General features: G+C 65.4%; 22 protein-coding genes. 13 read left to right on the top strand and 9 right to left on the bottom strand.

Going from position 1 to position 21,184, the window contains the following annotated elements; all coding sequences use genetic code 11:
• Positions 1-39 precede the first annotated feature (39 nt).
• The 5 genes from OIK44_RS18255 (at position 40) to OIK44_RS18275 (ending at position 6,104) form a co-directional block, all read left to right on the top strand.
• Complete coding sequence (locus OIK44_RS18255) at positions 40-930, top strand: LysR family transcriptional regulator (protein ID WP_273672744.1); 891 nt, start codon at positions 40-42, stop codon at positions 928-930.
• A gap of 121 nt (positions 931-1,051) precedes the next feature.
• Positions 1,052-2,497, top strand: coding sequence for a hypothetical protein (locus OIK44_RS18260; RefSeq protein WP_273672746.1), 1,446 nt, complete (start codon positions 1,052-1,054; stop codon positions 2,495-2,497).
• Positions 2,498-2,635: 138 nt separating this feature from the next.
• Entirely contained in the window at positions 2,636-4,789 is a 2,154-nt protein-coding gene (locus OIK44_RS18265; protein ID WP_273672748.1) for a TonB-dependent receptor, read from the top strand.
• 11 nt (positions 4,790-4,800) lie between these two features.
• Positions 4,801-5,613, top strand: coding sequence for an extracellular solute-binding protein (locus tag OIK44_RS18270; RefSeq protein WP_273672751.1), 813 nt, complete (start codon positions 4,801-4,803; stop codon positions 5,611-5,613).
• A gap of 218 nt (positions 5,614-5,831) precedes the next feature.
• On the top strand, positions 5,832-6,104 hold the full coding sequence (locus OIK44_RS18275; protein ID WP_273672753.1) for a DUF4242 domain-containing protein: 273 nt from the start codon (positions 5,832-5,834) through the stop codon (positions 6,102-6,104).
• Positions 6,105-6,269: 165 nt separating this feature from the next.
• Here the strand turns inward: OIK44_RS18275 and OIK44_RS25715 are convergent, their stop codons facing one another.
• From OIK44_RS25715 to OIK44_RS18290, 4 genes are all read right to left on the bottom strand, one after another.
• Positions 6,270-6,464: an ImmA/IrrE family metallo-endopeptidase gene (locus OIK44_RS25715; protein ID WP_420213866.1), complete on the bottom strand. Its 195-nt coding sequence runs from the start codon at positions 6,462-6,464 to the stop codon at positions 6,270-6,272.
• 31 nt (positions 6,465-6,495) lie between these two features.
• On the bottom strand, positions 6,496-6,735 hold the full coding sequence (locus tag OIK44_RS18280) for a hypothetical protein (protein WP_273672754.1): 240 nt from the start codon (positions 6,733-6,735) through the stop codon (positions 6,496-6,498).
• Complete coding sequence (locus OIK44_RS18285) at positions 6,732-7,316, bottom strand: RNA polymerase sigma factor (RefSeq protein ID WP_273672755.1); 585 nt, start codon at positions 7,314-7,316, stop codon at positions 6,732-6,734. The genes OIK44_RS18280 and OIK44_RS18285 overlap by 4 nt, the downstream gene beginning before the upstream one ends.
• Before the next feature lie 318 nt (positions 7,317-7,634).
• Positions 7,635-8,063 carry a hypothetical protein gene (locus OIK44_RS18290; RefSeq protein ID WP_273672756.1) on the bottom strand — a complete coding sequence of 143 codons (429 nt, stop codon included), beginning with the start codon at positions 8,061-8,063 and terminating at the stop codon, positions 7,635-7,637.
• A 1,073-nt stretch (positions 8,064-9,136) separates the two neighbouring features.
• On the opposite strand from OIK44_RS18290, the gene OIK44_RS18295 reads away from it, so the two are divergent.
• The 4 genes from OIK44_RS18295 (at position 9,137) to OIK44_RS18310 (ending at position 12,356) form a co-directional block, all read left to right on the top strand.
• On the top strand, positions 9,137-9,793 hold the full coding sequence (locus OIK44_RS18295) for a TetR/AcrR family transcriptional regulator (protein WP_273672760.1): 657 nt from the start codon (positions 9,137-9,139) through the stop codon (positions 9,791-9,793).
• Between the two features lie 171 nt (positions 9,794-9,964).
• Positions 9,965-10,618, top strand: coding sequence for a protein-L-isoaspartate O-methyltransferase family protein (locus tag OIK44_RS18300; protein ID WP_273672762.1), 654 nt, complete (start codon positions 9,965-9,967; stop codon positions 10,616-10,618).
• 11 nt (positions 10,619-10,629) lie between these two features.
• Positions 10,630-10,953 (top strand): rhodanese-like domain-containing protein, encoded by a 324-nt coding sequence (locus OIK44_RS18305; protein ID WP_273672764.1) that lies wholly within the window; start codon positions 10,630-10,632, stop codon positions 10,951-10,953.
• Between the two features lie 101 nt (positions 10,954-11,054).
• Positions 11,055-12,356 (top strand): TolC family outer membrane protein, encoded by a 1,302-nt coding sequence (locus OIK44_RS18310; protein ID WP_273672766.1) that lies wholly within the window; start codon positions 11,055-11,057, stop codon positions 12,354-12,356.
• A 92-nt stretch (positions 12,357-12,448) separates the two neighbouring features.
• On the opposite strand, the gene OIK44_RS18315 is transcribed toward OIK44_RS18310, so the two are convergent.
• Positions 12,449-12,934 carry a DMT family transporter gene (locus tag OIK44_RS18315; protein WP_273672767.1) on the bottom strand — a complete coding sequence of 162 codons (486 nt, stop codon included), beginning with the start codon at positions 12,932-12,934 and terminating at the stop codon, positions 12,449-12,451.
• Between the two features lie 90 nt (positions 12,935-13,024).
• Here OIK44_RS18315 and OIK44_RS18320 point away from each other — a divergent pair, with 90 nt between their 5' ends.
• Entirely contained in the window at positions 13,025-13,957 is a 933-nt protein-coding gene (locus tag OIK44_RS18320; RefSeq protein ID WP_273672768.1) for a LysR substrate-binding domain-containing protein, read from the top strand.
• Positions 13,958-13,976: 19 nt separating this feature from the next.
• Here the strand turns inward: OIK44_RS18320 and gloA are convergent, their stop codons facing one another.
• The 4 genes from gloA to OIK44_RS18340 all read right to left on the bottom strand — a co-directional run bounded on the left by gloA (position 13,977) and on the right by OIK44_RS18340 (position 16,783).
• Entirely contained in the window at positions 13,977-14,384 is a 408-nt protein-coding gene (gloA, locus tag OIK44_RS18325; RefSeq protein ID WP_273672769.1) for a lactoylglutathione lyase, read from the bottom strand.
• A gap of 81 nt (positions 14,385-14,465) precedes the next feature.
• Positions 14,466-14,891 carry an OsmC family protein gene (locus OIK44_RS18330; RefSeq protein ID WP_273672770.1) on the bottom strand — a complete coding sequence of 142 codons (426 nt, stop codon included), beginning with the start codon at positions 14,889-14,891 and terminating at the stop codon, positions 14,466-14,468.
• An 81-nt stretch (positions 14,892-14,972) separates the two neighbouring features.
• Positions 14,973-16,307, bottom strand: coding sequence for a PQQ-dependent sugar dehydrogenase (locus tag OIK44_RS18335; RefSeq protein ID WP_420213867.1), 1,335 nt, complete (start codon positions 16,305-16,307; stop codon positions 14,973-14,975).
• A 98-nt stretch (positions 16,308-16,405) separates the two neighbouring features.
• Complete coding sequence (locus OIK44_RS18340; protein ID WP_273672771.1) at positions 16,406-16,783, bottom strand: VOC family protein; 378 nt, start codon at positions 16,781-16,783, stop codon at positions 16,406-16,408.
• Between the two features lie 248 nt (positions 16,784-17,031).
• On the opposite strand from OIK44_RS18340, the gene OIK44_RS18345 reads away from it, so the two are divergent.
• The 3 genes from OIK44_RS18345 to hemH all read left to right on the top strand — a co-directional run bounded on the left by OIK44_RS18345 (position 17,032) and on the right by hemH (position 20,901).
• Positions 17,032-17,934, top strand: coding sequence for an NAD kinase (locus tag OIK44_RS18345; RefSeq protein WP_273672773.1), 903 nt, complete (start codon positions 17,032-17,034; stop codon positions 17,932-17,934).
• Between the two features lie 28 nt (positions 17,935-17,962).
• Positions 17,963-19,630, top strand: a complete 1,668-nt coding sequence (gene recN / locus OIK44_RS18350; protein WP_273672775.1) for a DNA repair protein RecN — start codon at positions 17,963-17,965, stop codon at positions 19,628-19,630.
• 161 nt (positions 19,631-19,791) lie between these two features.
• A complete protein-coding gene (gene hemH / locus OIK44_RS18355) occupies positions 19,792-20,901 on the top strand; it encodes a ferrochelatase (protein ID WP_273672776.1) in 1,110 nt (369 codons plus the stop codon).
• The last annotated feature ends 283 nt before the right edge of the window (positions 20,902-21,184 follow it).

The following is a 21,184-nucleotide window of genomic DNA, read 5'->3' on the forward strand; positions in this document are numbered from 1 at the left end:
CCTATATATTTCGATGATATATATCTGATGGGGCGATACATGCTGGATGGAATGTCGATGGATCAATTGCGCACCTTTATCGCCGCCGCCGACGAGGGCAGTTTTTCGGCGGCGGGGCGCAAGCTGCGGCGGGCGCAATCCGTGGTCAGCCAGACGCTGGCGAACCTGGAGTTGCAGATCGGCCTGGCGCTGTTCGACCGCAGCGGGCGCTATCCGCAGTTGACGGACGCCGGGCGCGCCCTGCTGGGCGCCGCCCGCGTCGCGGCCGGCAGCATGGACGACTTCAAGGCCAAGGCGCGCACGCTGGCCGAGGGGCTGGAGCCGGAACTGGCGGTGGTGGTCGACGTCATGTACCCGATCGCCGCGTTGACGGACGTGGTGCGCGCTTTCCACGCGGCGTTTCCCGGCACGCCGCTGCGCCTGCATGTGGAGGCGCTGGGCGCCGTGCTGCAGCCGGTGCTCGACGGCCGCTGCCGCATCGGCGTGCTCGGTTCGCTGCCGGACCTGCCGCAGGACTGCAACGCCGAATACCTGTTGTCGGTGCCGGCCGTCAGGGTGGTGGCGCCCGGGCATCCGCTGGCCGCGCTGGGCGGCGTGATTGCGCACAGCGTCGCCGCCGCCCACGTCCAGCTGGTGCTGACGGACCGCTCGACGCTGACCGAGGGGCGGCATTTCGGCGTCCTGGCGGCGCAGACGTGGCGCCTGGCCGACCTGGGCGCGAAGCACGCCTTCCTGCTGGCCGGCCTGGGCTGGGGCAGCATGCCGTTGCCGATGGTCGCCGACGATCTCGCGCGCGGCGCGCTGATGCAGATCGAGCTGGAGCCGGACCCGGCGGTTGGCCCCGTGTTTTCCATGCGCGCGATCCACCGCAAGGACGCGCCGCCCGGCCCGGCCGGTCGCTGGTTCATCAAGCGCCTCAAGCAGCAGTGAGGCGCGGCGGCAGCGTGAGTTAAAAAAATAACATTGTTGCTTGCGTGGCCTACGGAACCGGGCTTGCGTGGTATTTCTTATATTATAGTCAATAAGCGCAACTTATTTGACTGCAGAAACCATGACGACCGACACGCATCCATCCCCCTTTGACAGCTTGATTTCGCTTGACCTGATCAGCGAAGCGCAGCGTGACATGGCGCTGGCGCACCCGCAATACGGCGAGATCGCCGACGACGCGGATCTGGTCCGCAACCTCCTGTGGCTGCTGTTTCGCGGCGTCGTATCCGAGGAGCAATTGGAGGAAAAGGCCGCCGAGCGCCTGCTGGCCAGGCGCATGGGCGAAGCGTTCGAGGAGCGCAAGGCGGTGCTGGAGCAGACCCTGAAGAGCCTGCATGTGCTGCGCGGCAGCATGAACCGCGACGTCCTGGAAACGTTGCACGTCGAAGGCTTGCTCGACGAGGCCGACCGCGACAAGGCGCTGCCGGAGGTGCCGACGGGGGAGGCGTTCACCTCGCCGGCGGCGGCGCTGGCCTGGATGGTGATGACGGAGTTGCTGGAACGCGAACAGTTCGATGCGTTGCAAGTTCGCGTGCGCGCCGAGCGCCTGGTCGACAGCGCGCGCGAACGGGTGCAGATCGTGGAAGATGCCGCCGAGATCCTGGCAAAGCTGCGCAAGGCGTATTACGCGGCCTTCTGGCGCCAGCTATTGCCGGGTTCGCCCTGGCTGTGGCTGGCCGGGCTGGCCGTCGTGGTCGGCGCGACCAGCTGGAATATGCTGACGCCCGACGCGGCGCCCGCCTGCGACGCCGAGGCGACGACCCGCTCGGTCAAGGGCATGCTGTTCAGGGCGCAAGTGGCGGCGCGCTCCGACATCCTGCACGGCGGCCTCGACGTGCCGGTGGACCGGCCAACCCTGGGCGACATCCAGGAAATCGGTTACGCGGCGGCCAAGCGGGTGCGCGGCTGCGCCGGCACGCTCGACGTCCACGGCGAAAAGATGCCATATGCCTATACGATCGCCCCCTCGGCCGTCGGCAAGGACGCGTTCACCATCACCGGAGCCGACCGGGCCATGGTGGAGGCGCGCTTCAGCCACATCGACGCCGACGGCCACTTCGGCAACAAGGCCGAGCCGGTGGGACGCGACAATGTCGAGCGGGCCTTCCGCGCCGGCGTCGAGGCGCTGCCGGGCGCCGCCGCGCACGGGCGGCGCGAGCGCATGCTGGCCGACATGCGCCGTCCCGGCGCGCTCAGCCCCAACGCGCCCGAGCGCGCGCGCGAGATCGCCGAGCTGGAGCCGCTGGGCGCCTGCCGCGCCGTCAAGGCCGGCACGCAATATGCCTGCCGCCTGCTGGTCGAGCGCAACGACCCGTTGCTGGCCGCCATCGGCGTCGGCTCCACCACCATCCTGCGGGGCGAATTCAGCTTCGAACGCGACGCGGGCGGGCAGGGGTGGCGCATGGCGCCCGGCTTCGCCGAGGAGTTCGCGCAAGCCATCGTCCGCGGGCGCGTCGACGCGCTGAAGGCGGACGCCGCGCCCGCCAAGGCCCTGCCGCCCCAGTGAGGCGGGGCGGTGCGGCCGGTCCGCCTTGTGGGATTTCCTTGACTTCAGGGTGAGTCGGCAAGCGAAATGATGCCTGCGGGAATCGCTATATACGCTAGTATACAGCGCCATCAAGCGCAGACATCGTAGGAGATTCCCATGTGGTACCCCGTTTTGAGGCGGCTTTCCGGCGCCGCCAGCCCCGCGCTACTGTCGGCCGCGGCCGCATTGGCGGCGGCCCATCCGGTTTCGGCGCAGGAAACCGGCGCCGCGCTGCCGGACGCGGGGACCGTCCTGCTGGTGGGCAAGCGCAGCGCCGGGACCGGCCCATATCGCGTCGACAGCGTCGGCCTCGGCCCGCTCGGCCAGCGGGCCTGGCTCGACACGCCCCATGCCGTCAGCGTGGTGCCGGCCGAGCTGATCGAAAACCAGCAGATGAAAAGCGTGCGCGACGCCTTCCGCCACCTGCCGTCGGTGCAGGGCGAGAACGTGCGGCCGCAAACGCGCGGCTTGCAGGCCGGCGTCGTGCAAAACACGCGCATCGACGGCATGAACATTGCCGCCACGACCGACTATCCCGCCGAACAGTTCGAGCGCATCGAAGTGCTCAACGGCCTGGCCGGCGCCCTGTACGGGCCGGCCAATCCGGCCGGCACCTTCAACTATGTGCTCAAGCGTCCGACCGCCGCGCCGCTGCGCCGGCTCAGCGTCGGCTATGCCAGCGCGGGCGGTCTGCTGGCGCACGCCGACCTCGGCGGCAGCTTCGGCGCCGCCGAGCGTTTCGGCTATCGCCTCAACCTGCTCGACGACAGCGGCGAAGGCTATGTCGACGGCAGCCGCCTGCGGCGCCGGCTGGCCAGCGTTGCCATCGACGCGCGCCTGGGCGCCGACACCGTGCTGGAAACCAACGCCAGCACCTATCGCTACCTGCGCAAAGGCTACGCCGGCACGTTTTTGCTGGCCAACAAGGTCGACTTCCCGGCCGCCCCCGATCCGACGCGGCCTTATGGCCAGACCTATGCCGGCGACGACAATGTGACCGACACCGTCAGCGCCCGCCTCCGCCAAGGCCTGGGCGGCGGCTGGTATTGGCGCGGCGGCGTCCAGCGCCAGATCGGCCGGCGCGCGTCGACGGCGCCGTCGAACACGCTCACCAGCAACGCCGGCAACTACACGACCACGGCCGCCACCACCACATACAGCCGCGACACGATCGGCAGTTACACCTTCGCCCTCGATGGCCAACTGCAAGCGGGCGGACTGGCCCACCAACTGGTGCTGGCCAGCACCGGCTTCGGCTGGGATCGCTACACCCCCTACAACACGGCAGCCATTACGCTGGGCTCGGCCAGCCTGGAGCGCCCGCAGCCCTTCAAAGAACCGCAATGGCCGGACTTCGGCAAACACTACCGCTCAGTCCACACCCGCCAGCAAACGCTGACGCTGGGCGACACCGTCCGCATTAACGCGCGCTGGTCGGCGACGCTGGCGGCCAGCCAGAGCTGGATAGAGGTGAGCAATTTCAACAAGCTGGGCGCCACCACCAGCCGCTACAGCGGCCGCGGCCTCAGTCCGGCCGCCAGCGTCATGTTCAAGCCGCTGCCGGCCGGCAGCGTCTACCTCAGCTACGCCGACAGCCTCCAGCAGGGCGACGGGGCGCCCAGCGGCACGCGCAATGCCGGCGAGAATCTGGCGCCCTACCGCAGCAAACAATGGGAAGCCGGCTACAAGCAACAATGGCGCGAACTGAACCTGAGCGCCACCGTGTTCCGCATCGCCCGGCCGTTTGCCGCGACCGACCCGTCCGACCAGCGCTACAAGCTGCTGGGCGAACAAATCAACCGCGGCCTTGAACTGGGCGCGGCCGGCGCGGCCACGCCGCAGCTCAACGTGTTTGCCGGCCTGACCCTGCTCGATGCCCGGCTGCGCAATGCCGGCCAGGCTGGCGGCGGCGACAAACAAATCCTCGGGCTGGCGCGCCGCGTCGCCAGCGCCGTCGCCGACTACCGGCTGGGCGCCGTGCCGGGCCTGTTCCTCAGCGTCAGCGTCAGCGGCACGGGCCGCCGCCCCGGCAACAACAGCAACAGCACCTGGGTCAGCGGCTACGGCACGGCCGACCTGGGCCTGCGCTACGCCGGCGCCGTGCTGGGCCAGGCGGCCACCTGGCGCCTGGCGCTCAACAACGTCGGCGACCGGCGCTACTGGGCCAACATCGCGCCGGGCGGCCAGAACGGCTACAGCGGCACCGGCAATGGCACCGGCACGCTGGGCGCGCCGCGCACCGTGCAGGCGTCGCTGCAAATGAATTTATAAGGGAAACAAACATGGCCATCCACCCCACCTGCCGGCGCGTGGCCGCCGCGCTGCTGCTGGCGCTGGCGCCCTCGGCCGTGCTGGCCGAACCTGTCCACGTACTCGCCGCGGGCAGCCTGCGCCTAGCCTTCGGCGCCATCATCGCGCGCTGGCAGGCGCTGCACCCGGAGTCGCCGGTGACGATGGAAAACGGTCCCGCCGGCTGGCTGCGCGAACGCATCGAAAAGGGCCAGCCCTACGACGTCTACGCGTCGGCCGCGCTGGCCCATGCGCAGACGCTGAGCCGGGCGGGCCTAGCCGGACCGGCGGTGCTCTTCGCCCGCAACAATATGTGCGCGCTGGTCAAGGCCGGCACGCCCGTCACCAGCGACACGGTGCTGGCGCTGCTGCTGGCGCCGTCCACGCGCGTGGCCACCTCCACGCCGAAATCCGACCCCGGCGGCGACTATGCCTGGGAACTGTTCCGTCGCCTTGATGTGGAGCACCCGGGCGCTTACGCCGCGCTGACGGCGCGCGCGCAACAACGCTATGGCGGGCCACCCGACCCGCAGCGGCCGTCGCCGCCGTCGTCGGCCGCGCTGATCGCCGCCGGCGACATCGACATGGCCCTGGGCTATTGCTCGGGCATGCGGCAAGGCGCCGGCTCGGCGCTCAAAAGCGTGGCCCTGCCGGCCTTGGCGCCGGTGGCCGACTACGGCCTGGCGGTCGCGCCGCAGGCCGGGCCGGCGGCGGCGGCATTCGCGTTGTTCGTCCTGTCGCCCGCCGGCCAGCGCGTGCTGGAAGAACACGGTTTCCATAGCGTCGGCTTGCCGGCCAACGAGTAATCGCCGGCTGGGGCATTTTTGGCCCGCTGAAGCCAGCCTGAGTCTTTAGGTCAAGAGCTTCACAATGAAGCAAACAGTTATAACATATCGGTATTCCATGGTAATTTTAACAATGCTAACCGGCCCGTGTAGTGTATAACTATTAGGTGTCGCGACATATATGACGAGCGGAGCCGGCGAGTGTAGTGTTCGCCCGGAAATCATCTAAGGAGAGTGCCATGCCAAAGTACGTTATTGAACGTGATATCCCGGGGGCCGGAAAGTTATCAGGGCAAGAACTTCAAGCCATTTCGCAGAAGTCGTGTGGCGTGCTAAGCAAGATGGGGCCGCAAATTCAATGGCTCCAAAGCTATGTTACTGGCGACAAAATCTACTGCGTTTACATCGCTGCGAATGAAGAGCTGGTTCGCGAACATGCCCAGCAAGGCGGCTTCCCCGCAAACCGCGTGTCCGAAGTGACCTCGGTAATTGATCCCACTACGGCGGAGTAGTGCCGCTAAGCCACTGCCTGGCGGCAGAATGCCTCTACTAACCGGAATTCGGTTGCAGCACTACCAGGAAGTATCCTGGCAGCATTAGGCTGGAAGTAGCTGCCGTTGGCCAGGAGACTTCTTCGGATCTGCGGACTGTGGATAGGTTCGCTCTTCTTGAAACGCTCAACTGTCCGCCTCTTTCTCATGCGCTCGGTCAGACGAAAGATTCGCGCTAGGGTCATCAGCCCTGCAGTGGGAGGAACTGCCTCTATGAAGATGCCAATGACCCAGCTCATGCGCAACGGAAAAACGCTCGCGCCCGCGCACCCCTGACGGATTGATAGTGGCGATTGCACGATCATGGTGGCCTACGAGCAATAGCAGTCGATCATCGCTTCATAGATCGCTTCTACGTTTGAATCGAAGGCAATGGCCTCGGCCACGCGCTGACGGTTGAAACGGCTGCCTTTGCAGCAGCAAGTCGAACTTGCCCTGCTTGTACCTTCGCCGCCTGGAGACGGCGCAATCCTTCCGCCTGTACCGTAGCAGGGACAACGTCGTTCAGCACTTGGTCGTCTGGTATTGCAATCAGTTCATCGACCACAGCGTCGATGAAGTTCTCAAATTCATTTATTGCTTTGGTCATCATGATTTCCTCCGGTGAGGATCCAGCGCCGCAAGCCTGCGGAGCAGCCGTTTGCGAACCGCGTCATACTTCTTCTCATCCCATCCCAGCTCTTCGCGTGCTTCCGCCCCACGCATGCCGTCTGCCCATATGAGCACCAATAATTCCAAGTCCTCATCGCCGCCAAGGGCCGCATAGAGGGCAGCGATTTGCTGCTTGCTTGATGTGTCGTCTTCCGGTGTCACAGTCACCGTACCGTGAGCGGCTGGGGTTTTGTCGTCCACGTCGACTTCAAACGGGTCCACGACCACGTTCGCGTCGATAGGGCTTAGCTCGTTGCGTTTGCGCGCGTTACTCGCAATGCTATGCATGACGGTTTTGAGCACCACCAACGGATGAATGTGGCGTGGCCAGACCCGTGTACCACTAAGCAGTTTGAACATTGCCTCCTGTAACAGATCGTCAGCAGCCCAGCCAGTCAACCCGGCGCAAAAGATGGTCGCAATGATCTTGGCACGTTGCCAGTCAGCCGCTTGAAAGGCAGCGAGGGCAGCCTCCACTTCAGCCTTAGTCAAGCGCTCTTCGGATTCTGGAATCGCAGGCATGGACGGGCGCTTCCTTCCTAAGACTCTTCAGCAGCTCACAGTGGACGTTCCTGCCTTAAGAATTTTTCGCTCGACAAGCGTCCACGGCATCGTCTTGGAGGGAACCTATAGGTGCCAAGTTTCGTGCGATTAATTCGTCAAGCATGGCCTTGGCGCGAAACAGGGCCATGCTGTGATGTGGAACATGATTGCACGAAACTTGAAACCTATCCTGCGTTGGGACTTTTGGCCGATCCACACGATCCACAAATTGGAAATGCCAAGGTCACGGCAACGGAAATTCCAGTTAAGATACCGGTAACGCTGCTATGCATCCGGTTACGATTTCGCCTCATACCCCACCTGCAACTGCTCCCATTTTGCAAGTATTGTGGCCAGGCTTGTGGTCTTGTCAAAAGGCAGCAGCTTTTTCAGGCAATGGTGCCATTGGGCGTAGTCCCTCATTGCATGCGCGTTCCACAGTTGGGATAGATAGTAGGTGACATTGGGGGCGAGGCTGAGTAGTAAATCCCGATTGGTCGAGGCATCCTGAAAGATTCGCTGATGAACAAATGTTTTTTGAAGATGATCAGCCCAATCGTTTTTCACTGCGAGTTCCGGGTAGGGGCCAAGCTCGCGAAGTTCCCTTTGAATTAGACTCATGAACGCCCTCTTGCGGCTCCAACTTTGAATGAGCGGCCAAACGAGCGCTAGCAGAGCGAGCGTCACCGGAACCACCAGAATTTCCAGCCAATCTTTTGTAGTCATTTTTAGCCTTTCTGCAGTCGGAGCCCAACGTGAATCAGAGGGGAAATAACTGATTAATTAAAAGGATTTCCGTCTTGAAAATAATCCTGTGGTGTGATCGCCAGATTTTTATAAGCCATCAGTCTGTGACTCAGCGAAAGGTAACGCGTTTACCGCGAATTCGCTCCAGATCGGCCAGCACATACATCGGCGTATGCACACCGAATGTTTTGGCCTTCCACAACACGACATTGGTGATGAGCCGCATCCAAGCTGTCTTGCTACCGGCCCGTAAGCGATGGAAATGTTCGAGCCGGTGTGAACGTCGATGTGAGCGGCCTCTGATCAATATAACTCCGCATATGACGTCTATCCTTGCGGTCCATCATAGTTACAAAGGGGGGGGCGAGCCCGGTGTAAAAGGCAGCAATTTTCCATCGTTCAGGTAGCAGCAAGGCGTAATTGCGTCAGCGTAAAGTTAGGCGCCTTCGGTCGAGAGTCCGATGTCAAGCGAAATGCCCTGCGAGCGACTGAAGGACGCATGCAGCAAGGGAGTAACTGTGGCGACTTGCCGGATTTTCCGGAGGATTGCTTGACCAATAAAAGATTATGCATGCGTAAAATCCATGAAGTTCTGCGGCCCCATTTCGGTACGGATGTTCCAAGCGGGAAATCGCCAGCATCATCAAAGTTGCGGACCACAGTGCCAGACTATCTGGCCGCGCCAAACAATGTGCGTCGGCTTCAGGTCCGATACGGCTGCTCCTGGATCGCCAACCACGTTTTGCAGCCATGATCGGGACCGTAGTGTCTGATGGCGCTTTGCCGGCCAATCGGTCGGCCTGAAGTCAAGGACCAGCAATTCCGTCAAGGTCGATCTCCGCGCTTTAGCGAGCACAACATTATGATTTTAAGGGTGAGCAGCCACACGATTCACCCATTCAAGGTTTTATTCTTTGGACCCGCTCCCGCATTCAGGCCTCTGCTCTTCCATTCAAGACTCTATTCGAACGTAACACCAACGCCCGCGCTTGACGCTAAGCGCGCAGGGGTCTATATTAATGACTCAAAAGTAAGTAGCTGGATGGAATGATATGCAAGACCCGATAGATAGCAAGCCGCGCTGGGAGCGGCGCAAGGATGCCCGTCCGCAGGAGTTGCTCGCCGCCGCGCTGGCTTTGTTCGTCGAGCGCGGCTTCGCCTCGACCCGGCTGGAGGATGTCGCCAAGCGCGCCGGCGTGTCGAAGGGCACGCTGTACCTGTATTTCGAGAACAAGGAGGAGTTGTTCAAGGCCGTGGTGCGGGAAAACATTGTCCATGCGATTGGCGAAGCCGAGGGCGGCCTTGCCACGGACGAGTCGAGCGTGAATTTGTTGCGCTCCATCTTGATGGCGTGGTGGGAAAAGGTCGGTTCGTCCAGCTCGGGCGGCCTGACCAAGCTGATGATGACGGAGTCGGGTAATTTCCCCGAGCTGGCCGTCTTCTATAACGAGGAGGTGGTCGCGCGCGGCAACGCGCTGGTCGCGCGCATCATCGAGCGCGGCGTCGCGCGCGGCGAGTTCCGTCCCGTCGACGCAGCCCTGGTGACGAATATCCTTAGCGCGCCCATCATCATGCTGATGATGTGGAACAATTCGTATCTGCCTTGCGACAAAAAGAACATCGACACGCAGGCGTATATGGCCGCTTTCATCGAGCTGAGCCTGCGCGGTTTGCGCGCCGACGGCGCCGTCGCGGTGGCCGCGCCGTGAGGCTGGCGCTGCGGCCAGAACCCGTCCGGTTGCCGTTTTTCTAATGTTCACTCCCTTAAATCTGCAGATCGTCGCAAATTCCTGCGCCGCACCGTCATTGTCGTTAACATGCGCTATCCGTCAGTTCAGCGATAAAATGGCGGATTATTATTTTTCTCACCGAGTCTAAAGATGAACATCGAACAAGCCCGCTTCAATATGATCGAACAGCAAATCCGCCCCTGGGACGTGCTGGACCAGGACGTGCTGGACCTGTTGGCGGTCGTCAAGCGCGAAGATTTCGTGCCGCTGGCCTACAAGAACCTGGCTTTCGTCGATACCGAGATCGCGCTGCCGGGCGGCGAGGCGATGTTCACGCCGAAGCTGGAGGCGCGCATCTTGCAGGAAGTGGGCTTGAAAAAGCATGAAAACGTGCTGGAAATCGGCACCGGCTCCGGTTATATGGCCGCCTTGCTGGCCTTCAAGGGCCGCCATGTGACGAGCGTCGAAATCTCGCCGGAGCTGAAGGCGCTGGCCGAGAAGAACCTGGCCGAGAATGGCGTTAGCAATGTCACCGTGGAACTGGGCGACGGCGCGCAGGGCTGGGCCAAGGGCGCACCCTTCGACGTGATCGTCATTTCCGCCAGCGTGCCGGTGTTGCCGGAGGCGTTCATGCAGCAGATTAAGGTGGGCGGCCGCATCCTGGCCGTCGTCGGCAGCGCGCCCGTCATGTCGGCGCACTTGATCACGCGGGTTTCCGAGGCCGCCTACGATACGGTGAAGTTGTTCGAAACCAGCGTCAAGCCCTTGACGCTGGCGACGACGCCGTCCCGTTTCACGTTTTAAGCGGTTCAACCATGGACCACGTGAGCGCCCCCGAGCTCGCCGCCTGGTTGGCCGACCCTTCCCGCCCGCGCCCGCTGTTGCTGGACGTGCGTGAGGGGTGGGAATTCGACACTTGCCATATCGACGGCGCGACGCTGATGCCGATGAACACGATTCCGGCCCGCATCGACGACCTCGACGAGGACGCGGCCATCGTCTGCATCTGCCACCACGGCGCGCGCAGCATGCAGGTCGCGGCCTTCTTGGAGCGCAACGGCTTTGCCCGCGTCAGCAATTTGACGGGCGGCGTGCATGCCTGGGCGCTGCAAGTCGATGGCGCAATGCCGAAGTATTGATCCGGATACCGCCCGGCCACGGCCGCGGCGGCGTTTTCTCCGGTGCACGACACTAGCTGTGATTCGATAATTTTTTTTGACGATTTCAACGGAGAAATTCAATGCGGAAACCCCTTATCGCCGTGCTCATTACTGGCGCTTTTTTCTCGCTCAGTGCACAGGCGGCCGACCTCGTTCAAGTGTATCAGCAGGCGCTGGCCAACGACGCGCAGTACGCCAGCGCGCGCGCCGCACTTGCCGTGGGTCGGGAACAGGTGCCGCAGGGTCTGGCCGGCTTGCTGCCGGTCGCCGCCATCTCCGGCAGCAACAGCCGCGGGCATGATGAAATGCTGGGCGCCTCGCGCGGCGCGACGGTTTCCAGCCACACCAATACCTATAATTTGACGCTGTCGCAGCCGCTGTTCCGCTGGGCCAACTGGCAGCAGTACCAGCAAAGCAAGCTGGCCGAGGCCGCGTCGCAGGCGCAGTTCGCGCAGGCCCAGCAGGACTTGATCACGCGCGTCGCGCAGGCGTATTTCGACGTGCTGACGGCGCAGGACAATCTGGGCGCGACCCAGGCGCAGAAAGTGGCGACGACGGAGCAACTGGCCTCGGCCAAGCGCAATTTCGAGGTGGGCACGCAAACCATCACCGACACCCACGAGGCGCAGGCCGCTTACGATCTGGTGGTGGCGCAGGAGTTTGCCGCCCTCAACGACCTCGACATCAAGCGCGCCGCGCTGCAAACGATTATCGGCGATGCGCCGACGGCGCTGGCGCCGATGCGCGCCGGCGTGGCCATCAGCCGTCCCGAGCCGGCCGCCGTGGAGCCGTGGATCGCCTCGGCCGAGCAGCAAAACTATGGCGTCGTCGGCGCGCAACTGTCGCTGGAGTCGGCCAAGCGCGATATTTCCCGCAGCCGCGCCGGCCACTATCCGACCGTCGACCTGGTCGCCAACGCCGGCCACACCTACACCACCGGCTCCGGCGGGCGCAACAACAACGCCATCGGCGTGAGCTGGAACGTGCCCTTGTTTAGCGGCTTCTCCGTGACGAGCAAGGTGCGCGAATCGATCGCCCAGGAAGACAAGGCGCGCAGCGACCTGGAGTCGGCCCGCCGCAACGCCTCGCAGGGCGCGCGCCAGGCTTACCTGGGCGTCAACAGCGGCCTGGCGCAGGTGAAGGCGCTGGAAGCGGCCGAGGTGTCGAGCAAGTCGGCGCTGGAGTCGAACAAGCTCGGTTACCAGGTTGGCGTGCGCATCAACATCGACGTGCTGAACGCGCAGAAGCAACTGTTCTCGACGCAAAAGGATCTGGCGAAGGCGCGCTACGATACGATCATGAACGGCCTGCGCCTGAAGTCGGCCGCCGGCACGCTGAAGGAAGCGGACCTGGCCGCCGTCAATTCCCTGCTGCAGCGCTAAGGCGCCGCCGCCGTCCCGAAAAACAGGGGCGACGAACCGGGCTCACCCCGGTTCGTCGCCCCTGTCTATTTCCCCCGCCGGTTTTGCCGGCCTTACGCCGTCTTGGCGGCAAGGCCCGCCGCCGCCGGCCACTGCATGCTGATGACGCCGGCGATGATCAGCGCGGCGCCCAGCAATTGCGGCGGCGTGGCCGCTTTGGCCGCGAATCCGAACCAGCCGTAGCGGTCCAGCGCCAGCGAGGCCAGCATCTGGCCGGCGATGACGGCCGCCATGAACGGGCCGGAGCCCAGGCGCGGCGCCAGGATCAGCGCGGCCGTCAGATAGAACACGCCGGCGACGCCGCCCAGCCAGCCCCAGGCCGGGCCGCGGGCGGCCAGCGCGAAGTCCGGCGCCGGCACGCGCAGCACCAGCATGACGGTGACGGCGACGATGGCGCTGACGCCCAGCGAGACGACGCTGGCCCACAGCGGATGGCCGAGCGCGCGGCCCAGCGCGCCGTTGGCGCCGGCCTGCAGCGGCACGACGGCGCCGGCGACCAGGGCGATGGGCAAGGCCAGCAGCGCGAAGAGGTTGTGCATGGTGGAGCTCCTTCAGATCAATGGGCGCCCATAGTATTATGTCGCTAACATTAACTCCAATTCGTATTTTGTCATCAATGTATGCATGAAATGAATAATCTGCGCGCCGTCGACTTGAACCTGCTGGTCATCCTGGAGGCGCTGCTGAGCGAGCGCCACCTGTCGCGCGCGGCCGCGCGCCTGCACATGAGCCAGCCGGCCGTCAGCCACGCGCTGGGGCGGCTGCGCGCGCTGCTGGACGATCCCTTGCTGGTGCGCGGACGCGGCGGCTTCCAGCCGACGGCGCGCGCGCTGGAATTGTCGCGTCCGCTCGCGGACGCCTTGCAGCATGTCCGCTCCGTGCTGGGCGGGGCCGTGTTCGACGCCGCGACGGCGCGCCGCACCTTCCGCCTGGCGATGTCCGACTACGGCGCGGCGATCGTCTTGCCCGGGCTGATGCGGCGGTTGCGCGCCGAGGCCCCCGGCATCGACCTGAGCGTGGTCTACGCCAGCCGCGAGTCGATGGCGGCCGGCGTCGTCGACGGCGACATCGACCTGGCGCTGGGCGTGTTTCCGCACACGCCGGAGACGCTGCGCCGCGAGACGCTGCTGGAGGAGCGCTTCGTCTGCGCGCTGGACGCGGCGACGCTGCCGGACGGCGCGGCGCTGACGCTGGACGCCTATCTGGCGCGGCCGCACGTGCTGGTGGCGTCGGGGGACCGGGCGATGGCGACGGAGGTCGATACGGAATTGGCGCGGCACGGCTGGACGCGGCGCATCGCGCTGCGCTTGCCGCACTGGGCGGTGGCGCCGGCCGTGCTGGCCGGCACCGATCTGGTGCTGACGGTGGCGCGGCGCGCCTTGCGCGGCGGCGCCGCCGGGCTGGCGCTGGTGGAGCCGCCGTTCGCCATCGCGCCGTTTGTGTTCGAGCAAATCTGGCATAGCCGGGCCGAGGGCGACGCCGGCCTGAGCTGGTTGCGCGTGGCCCTGCGCGGCGCCGCGCTGGAGCGGGACGCGGTAACGTCCGGCGGTGCCGGCGGCTAGCCGGCGTCCCAGGCAGGGCTTACAGGCCGCCGCCCTGGCCGTCGAACTTGCGCTCGATCAGTTCGATCTTGTAGCCGTCCGGGTCGGTGACGAAGGCGATCACGGTGTTGCCGCCCTTGACCGGACCGGCTTCGCGCGTGACGTTGCCGCCGTTCGCCTTGACGGCCTCGCAGGCTTGGTAGATGTTGTCGGCGGAAATGGCCAGGTGGCCGTAGGCGTTGCCGTGGTCATAGCTGTGCACGCCGTAGTTATAGGTCAGTTCCAGTTCCGCGTGGTCCGGGTTGGCGCCGTAGCCGAGGAAGGCCAGCGTGTACTGGTACTCGGGATTGTCGCTGGTGCGCAGCAGTTTCATGCCGAGCACGGCGGTGTAGAAGTCGATCGAGCGCTGGAGGTCGCCGACCCGCAGCATGGTGTGCAAAATACGCATCGTAATCCTTGGTGGTGTGGGGCTAAAAACCAGAATTCTATGCGCTTTGGCGTTTCCGTGCCGGGGCCGGCCGCAGCCGGCCTAGTTTTCCAGGCGGGCGTCGAGCGTGATGTGGGTGTTCAGCAGCTTCGACACGGGACAGCCGAGCTTGGCGCGCAGCGCCGCCGCCTCGAACGCGGCCTGGTTGGCGCCCGCTATCGTCGCCACCAGGTTCAGGTGCACTTCCGTGATGGCGTAGCCGTCGGCGCCCTTGTCCAGCGTCACCGTCGCCGTCGTCATCAGGCGCTGCGCCGTCATGCCCGCCTCGCCCAGCTGGCCCGACAGCGCCATCGTGAAGCAGGCCGCGTGGGCCGCGCCGATCAATTCCTCGGGATTGCTGCCGGGCCCCTGTTCAAAGCGCGCATTGAAACCGTACTGGACGTTGTCGAGCGCGCCGCTTTCCGTCGAGATGCTGCCCATGCCCTCTTTCAAGTTGCCGCTCCAGACCGCTGTTCCTGACTTTTTCATGATGTACTCCCGTTCTTGTTAAGAATCCATCATGCGCCGCTTCAACTCTCCCTTCCGTGCGATGCCGCACATACAGGGCCGCTAGCGGCGCGCGGCCGGCGTGACGCGCCAGACGACGTTGCCGACGTCGTCGGCCACCAGCAGCGCGCCGGCGCCGTCGACGGCGACGCCGACGGGGCGGCCGCGGGCGTTGCCGAACTCGTCGAGGAAGCCGGCGACGAAGTCTTGCGGCGGCCCGGACGGCCGGCCTTCGCTGAACGGCACGAAGATCACCTTATACCCGCTGTGCGGCTTGCGGTTCCACGAGCCGTGCTGGCCGATGAAGGCGCCGCCGTGGAAGGATGCGGGGAACAGCTGGCCGTCGTAGAACGCCAGCCCCAGCGACGCCGTGTGCGCGCCCAGCGCGTAGTCCGGCGCGACGGCGCGCGCCACCAGGTCCGGGCGGGGCGGCTTGACGCGGGCGTCGACGTGCTGGCCGAAGTAGCTGTAGGGCCAGCCGTAGAAGGCGCCGTCCTTGACCTGCGTCATATAGTCGGGCACCAGGTCGTCGCCCAGTTCGTCGCGCTCGTTGACGGCGACCCACAGCGCGCCGCTGTGCGGCTGCCAATCCATGCCGACCGGGTTGCGCAAGCCGCTGGCGTAGAGGCGCGCCTTGCCGCTGGCGCGCTCGAACTGCCAGATCGCCGCACGGCCGGCCTCCGCCTCGACGCCGCGCTCGCCGGCATTGCTGTTCGAGCCGACGGCGACATACAAAAAGGCGCCGTCCCGGCTGGCGACGAGGTTCTTGGTCCAGTGATGGTTGAGCGGTCCGCCCGGCAAGTCCATCACTTTCACGCCCGCCGCCGTGATCGCCGTCTGGCCCTGCTGGTAGGGGAAGCGCAGCAGCGCGTCGGTGTTGGCCACGTACAAGTCCTCGCCGACCAGCGCCATGCCGAACGGCGAATTCAAGCCCTGCAGGAACACGCTGCGGGTCTTGGCGACGCCGTTCGCGTCGATATCGCGCAGCAGGGTGATGCGGTTGGCGCTGTCGCCGGCCGCGCCGGCCTTCTTCATTTGCGAGCGCAGGATCAAGCCCTTGATGCCCTTGCCGTCGGCGGGCTTGGGCGGGGCCTGGGTTTCGGCCACCAGCACGTCGCCGTTCGGCAGCACGTACAGCCAGCGCGGATGGGCCAGGTCGCGGGCGTAGGCGCTGACGGCGAAGCCGGGCGCCACCAGCGGCCGGGCGTCGCCCTGCCAGGGCTTGGCCGGCGCGGCGTTGATGGTCGGAATCAGCGAATGCCGCGGCTCGGGCAGCGCCGGGTTCGGGCCGAAGCCGGGCGGCATCGGCACGGCGGCGCGGGCGGCCAGCGCGCACAGCGCGGCCAGCAGCGCCGCGCGCTGCGGCCAGCGGATCTTGCGGCCTTCGCTGTTGCCCATGGTGGCGCCTCGCTGTGCGGTGGAGGGGATCGCTGCCTGCCTATCTGCTGCCACCATCTTAGCGATTTGCCGGCGCGGCGGTCGCGCGATTGCGGCGCCTACTCCGACGCGGACGGCTCCCACAACTCGACCTTGTTGCCGTCCGGGTCGAGGAACCAGCCGAAGCGGCCGTATTCGTAAGAAGCGATCTTGCCGACCAGCTCGGCGCCGGCCAGGCGCACCTGGCGCAGCGCGCCGTCGAGGTCGTCAACGACGAGGTTGAACATGAAGCCGCTCTCGGACGGCGAAAAATACGTCGTGGCATCCTCGAACGGGCTGAACACGGTGCAGCCGCCCTGCGGCATCATCTTCGGGAAGAAATTGGCGTAATCCGAGGACTCGCGCGGCAAACCAAGATGCTGCTGATACCAGGCCAGCAGCCCGTTCGGGTCTTTCGATTTGAAAAAAATCCCGCCCACGCCCAATACTTTTGCCATACTCTGTTTCCTCGAATCGTTTTTTTTAGAGAGAGAGGTCGTTACGCGCCCCACTTGCAGCCAGGCCCAGTCCGCTCTATACTGTGAATATATACAGTATGTCGATGCGTGGACGCGCTGGCGCCCGGCATGTCGTTCCCCCGGGAAAACGGCCGGCGGTGGGGATTTCGGCTTGAAGCTTTAGCTAAGGTTGCATGATATGCTACTTTACTAGATATTTCCACAGGTAAACATTTCCCGAGATTGCTATGCCCCTTACGCCTGCCAAGAACCACACCATCGCCCTGGTCGTGCGCCAGCACACCGACGGCATCGAGGAGTCGGTGCAAACGCTGCTCGACTTCCTGCGCGGCCAGGGGCGGCGCGTCGTCTTCGAGGCGGAGACGGCGGCCCACCTGGCCTTTCCCGGCGTGGCGGCGCTGAGCGCGGCCGAGATCGGCGCCCAGGCCGACGCCGCCATCGTCATGGGCGGCGACGGCACCATGCTGGGCATGGCGCGCCAGCTGGCGCCCTACGGCGTGCCGCTGATCGGCGTCAACCAGGGCCGGCTCGGCTTCATGACCGACATTCCCCTCGAACGCATGCTGCCGGTGCTGGCCGACATCCTCGGCGGCAAATTCCGCGCCGAGCGCCGCACCCTGCTCGAAGGCAGCGTGCTGCGCGACGGCCAGGCCATCCACACCGGCATGGCCGTCAACGACGTCGTCGTCGCGCGCGGCGCCGGCGCCGGCATGGCCGAACTGCGCGTCGACGTCGACGGCCACTTCATGTACAACCAGCGCTCGGACGGCCTGATCATCGCCACGCCGACCGGCTCGACGGCCTACGCGCTGTCGGCCGGCGGGCCGCTGCTGCACCCCACGCTGGGCGGCATCGTCATGGTGCCGATCGCCCCGCACGCCCTGTCGAACCGGCCCATCGTGCTGCCCGACAGCAGCCGCATCGAAGTGCAAATCGTCCGCGGGCGCGACATCAGCGTCAACTTCGACATGCAAACCTTCGCCAGCCTGATCCAGAACGACCGCATCGTCATCACCCGCTCGCCGCACACGATCACCTTCCTGCACCCGCAAGGCTGGAGCTACTACGACACGCTGCGCGAAAAACTGCACTGGAACGAATACCCGTCCGGCGAAGGCAAGCTGCACTAGCCCCCATCCACCCTCACACAAAGCGCCCATGCTCCGCACACTGTCCATCCGCGATTTCGTCATAGTCGATTCGATAGAACTGGAATTTTCCGCCGGCTTCAGCGTGCTGACGGGGGAAACCGGCGCCGGCAAGTCCATCCTGATCGACGCGCTGACGCTGGCGCTGGGCGGGCGCGGCGACGCCAGCGTCGTGCGCGAGGGCGCGGCCAAGGCCGACATCACGGCCGACTTCGGCGTCGGCGCCCAGGCCGGCGCCTGGCTGGCGGCCAACGAATTCGCCAGCGACGAGGGCGGCGCGCTGCTGCGCCGCGTCATCGACAACGCCGGGCGCAGCAAGGCCTACATCAACGGCATCGCGGCGACGGCGGCGCAGCTGCGCGAACTGGGCGACCTGCTCGTCGACATCCACGGCCAGCACGCCCACCAGTCGCTGCTGAAAACGGAGGCGCAGCGGGCCCTGCTCGACTCCCAGGCGGCCGGCCGCGACGGCGGCGCCGAGGCGGGCGCGCGTGCCGTCGCCGGCCTCTACAAAAGCTGGCGCGCCCTCGTCAAACAACGCGAAGAATACGAAAGCAACGCCGCCAACGTGCTCTACGAGCGCGAGCGCCTCGAATGGCAGGTGGGCGAACTGGAAAAGCTCGCCGCCAAGCCGGGCGAGTGGGCCGACATCACCGGCGAGCACAGCCGCCTGTCGCACGCGGCCAGCCTGCTCGAAGGGGCGCAGGAAACGCTGGGCGCCCTGTCCGAGCAGGAAGACCAGCCCATCCTGTCGCAACTGTCGCTGCTGAACCAGAAACTGGGCAAGCTGGTGTCGGTGGACGCCGCGCTGCAGCCGGTCATCGACCTGATCGAATCGGCCCGCATCCAGCTGCAGGAAGGCGTCTACGCGCTCAACACCTACCTGGACCGGGTCGAACTCGACCCCGAGCGGCTGCGCCGGCTCGACGCGCGCATGGAAGCGCTGCACGGCATGGCGCGCAAATTCCGCGTCGCCCCGGAAGAACTGTGCGACGAGCACGCCAGGCTGACGGCCAAGCTGCAGCAACTGGCCGAGGCCAGCGACATCGAGGGCTTGCGCCGGCAAGAGGAAGGTCAGCTGGCCGCCTACCTGGAAGAGGCCGGCAAACTGTCGCTGACGCGGCGCGTGGCGGCGCAGGCGCTGGGCGGCGCCGTCACGGCGGCGATGCAGGAACTGAACATGGGCGGCGGCAGCTTCGAAGTGGCGCTGCACCCCTGCGAGCCGAGCGGCGGCGGCCTCGAACACATCGAATTCCTCGTTGCCGGGCACGCCGGCACGGCGCCGCGGCCGCTGGCCAAAGTGGCGTCGGGCGGCGAACTGGCGCGCATCGCGCTGGCGATCTCCGTCATCACCTCGAACGCGACGACGACGCCGACGCTGATCTTCGACGAAGTCGACAGCGGCATCGGCGGCGGCGTGGCCGAAGTCGTTGGCCGCCTGCTCAAGCGCCTGGGGCAAGAGCGCCAAGTGCTGTGCGTGACCCACCTGCCGCAAGTGGCCAGCCAGGCCAGCCAACACTTCCAGGTGGCGAAAAGCACGCTAGCGAGCGGCAAGACGGCATCGCGCATCGACATCCTCGACGCCAAGGCGCGCGTCGAAGAAGTGGCGCGCATGCTGGGCGGCCTGGAAATCACCGCCACCACGCGCAAGCACGCGCGCGAGCTGCTCGCCTCTTAGCAACAATGGGGTCAGGTCTAGACATGACGGTTTTAGCCTAAAAAACAACAGGGGTCAGGTCTAGACATGGCGGTTTCTGCGCCGAAAACCGCCATGTCTAGACCTGACCCCAATGTGTCTATAATGCAGGCTGTTTCCGTTCACCGCCTTTAGACGCCCCCATGTCCTTTCTTCCCGAACCTTCTTATATTCACGGCAGTGTCGACCGCAGCGCCGTTGTGCTGGTGAACCTGGGCACGCCCGACGCGCCGACGCGCTCGGCCGTGCGGCGCTATCTGAAGCAGTTTTTGTCCGATCCGCGCGTCGTCGAAATCCCCCGCCTGCTCTGGTGGTTCATCTTGAATTTGCTGATTTTGCCGTTCCGCTCGGGTAAGTCGGCGCAGAAGTATGCCTCGATCTGGACGCGCGAGGGCTCGCCGCTGAAGGTGCATACGCAGAAGCAGGCGCTGTTGCTGCGCGGCGCCCTGGGCGAGCGCGGCCACGACGGCGTCAGCGTCGTGATGGCGATGCGCTACGGTTCGCCGTCGCTGCCCGAGGTGCTGGCCAAGCTGCAGGCCGAGGGCTGCGAGCGGGTCGCCATCCTGCCCGCCTATCCGCAGTATTCGGCCACGACCACCGGCTCGATCTACGACGCTGTGTTCGCCCATTATGCGCAGGTGCGCAATGTGCCGGAGTTGCGCTTCGTTAAAAATTACCACGACCACGAGGGGTATATCGACGCCCTGCGCGACGCCGTGCTGGCGCACTGGGAGGCCAACGGCCGCCCGCACAAGCTGGTGATGAGCTTCCATGGCGTGCCCAAGCGCACGCTGTTGCTGGGCGACCCCTACCATTGCCAGTGCCTGAAGACGGCGCGGCTGCTGGCCGCCAAGCTGCGCCTGGCGCCGGAGCAGTATGTGGTGACGTTCCAGTCGCGCTTCGGCAAGGCCGAGTGGTTGCAGCCGTACACGGCGCCCACCTTGCAGCAACTGGCCCGCGACGGCGTCACCAGCGTCGATCTGCTGTGCCCCGGTTTCACCAGCGATTGCCTGGAAACGCTGGAAGAGATCGCGATGGAGGCCAGGCACGATTTCGAGGCCGCCGGCGGCAAGCAGTTCCACTACATCGCCTGCCTGAACGAGGCGCCGGCCTTCATCGCCGGCCTCGCTGAAATTGCCGAGCAGCACATCATCGGCTGGCCGACGATGAAGACGGCGGCCCAGCGCGAGGCCGGGCAGCGCGACGCCGCGGCGGCCCGCGCGGCGGCCCTGCAGTTGGGCGCGCGGCAGTAGGCCGGGGACGCCGCGCATGGCCGCAGTGGCGGGGGCGGCGGCGACGCTGTTAAAATAGCCGGCTGTCGCGTGAACTTGCGGGCAATTGCCGCTTGCCGCCGGCTCAGGGCAGCGCCAGTTCGCTGTAGCATATCCACGCCGCGGCAAGGATGGCGTAGGCGAGGATGGTGGCGGCGATGATCGGCACTTTCATGATGCGCTCCCGGAACGGCGTGTGTTGCGTGCTCAGCAGTCTGTCATCTACATAGTAGACGCTGTGGCGCAAAAGAGAATCTCCCCGCCG

Source organism: Janthinobacterium fluminis, assembly GCF_028595325.1.
GTDB lineage: Bacteria > Pseudomonadota > Gammaproteobacteria > Burkholderiales > Burkholderiaceae_D > Janthinobacterium > Janthinobacterium fluminis.

Coding starts and splice junctions, on each gene's coding strand:
- OIK44_RS18255 (WP_273672744.1), top strand. CDS start 40: ATGCTGGATGGAATGTCGATGGATCAATTGCGCACCTTTATCGCCGCC.
- OIK44_RS18260 (WP_273672746.1), top strand. CDS start 1,052: ATGACGACCGACACGCATCCATCCCCCTTTGACAGCTTGATTTCGCTT.
- OIK44_RS18265 (WP_273672748.1), top strand. CDS start 2,636: ATGTGGTACCCCGTTTTGAGGCGGCTTTCCGGCGCCGCCAGCCCCGCG.
- OIK44_RS18270 (WP_273672751.1), top strand. CDS start 4,801: ATGGCCATCCACCCCACCTGCCGGCGCGTGGCCGCCGCGCTGCTGCTG.
- OIK44_RS18275 (WP_273672753.1), top strand. CDS start 5,832: ATGCCAAAGTACGTTATTGAACGTGATATCCCGGGGGCCGGAAAGTTA.
- OIK44_RS18280 (WP_273672754.1), bottom strand. CDS start 6,735: ATGATGACCAAAGCAATAAATGAATTTGAGAACTTCATCGACGCTGTG.
- OIK44_RS18285 (WP_273672755.1), bottom strand. CDS start 7,316: ATGCCTGCGATTCCAGAATCCGAAGAGCGCTTGACTAAGGCTGAAGTG.
- OIK44_RS18290 (WP_273672756.1), bottom strand. CDS start 8,063: ATGACTACAAAAGATTGGCTGGAAATTCTGGTGGTTCCGGTGACGCTC.
- OIK44_RS18295 (WP_273672760.1), top strand. CDS start 9,137: ATGCAAGACCCGATAGATAGCAAGCCGCGCTGGGAGCGGCGCAAGGAT.
- OIK44_RS18300 (WP_273672762.1), top strand. CDS start 9,965: ATGAACATCGAACAAGCCCGCTTCAATATGATCGAACAGCAAATCCGC.
- OIK44_RS18305 (WP_273672764.1), top strand. CDS start 10,630: ATGGACCACGTGAGCGCCCCCGAGCTCGCCGCCTGGTTGGCCGACCCT.
- OIK44_RS18310 (WP_273672766.1), top strand. CDS start 11,055: ATGCGGAAACCCCTTATCGCCGTGCTCATTACTGGCGCTTTTTTCTCG.
- OIK44_RS18315 (WP_273672767.1), bottom strand. CDS start 12,934: ATGCACAACCTCTTCGCGCTGCTGGCCTTGCCCATCGCCCTGGTCGCC.
- OIK44_RS18320 (WP_273672768.1), top strand. CDS start 13,025: ATGAATAATCTGCGCGCCGTCGACTTGAACCTGCTGGTCATCCTGGAG.
- gloA (WP_273672769.1), bottom strand. CDS start 14,384: ATGCGTATTTTGCACACCATGCTGCGGGTCGGCGACCTCCAGCGCTCG.
- OIK44_RS18330 (WP_273672770.1), bottom strand. CDS start 14,891: ATGAAAAAGTCAGGAACAGCGGTCTGGAGCGGCAACTTGAAAGAGGGC.
- OIK44_RS18335 (WP_420213867.1), bottom strand. CDS start 16,307: ATGGGCAACAGCGAAGGCCGCAAGATCCGCTGGCCGCAGCGCGCGGCG.
- OIK44_RS18340 (WP_273672771.1), bottom strand. CDS start 16,783: ATGGCAAAAGTATTGGGCGTGGGCGGGATTTTTTTCAAATCGAAAGAC.
- OIK44_RS18345 (WP_273672773.1), top strand. CDS start 17,032: ATGCCCCTTACGCCTGCCAAGAACCACACCATCGCCCTGGTCGTGCGC.
- recN (WP_273672775.1), top strand. CDS start 17,963: ATGCTCCGCACACTGTCCATCCGCGATTTCGTCATAGTCGATTCGATA.
- hemH (WP_273672776.1), top strand. CDS start 19,792: ATGTCCTTTCTTCCCGAACCTTCTTATATTCACGGCAGTGTCGACCGC.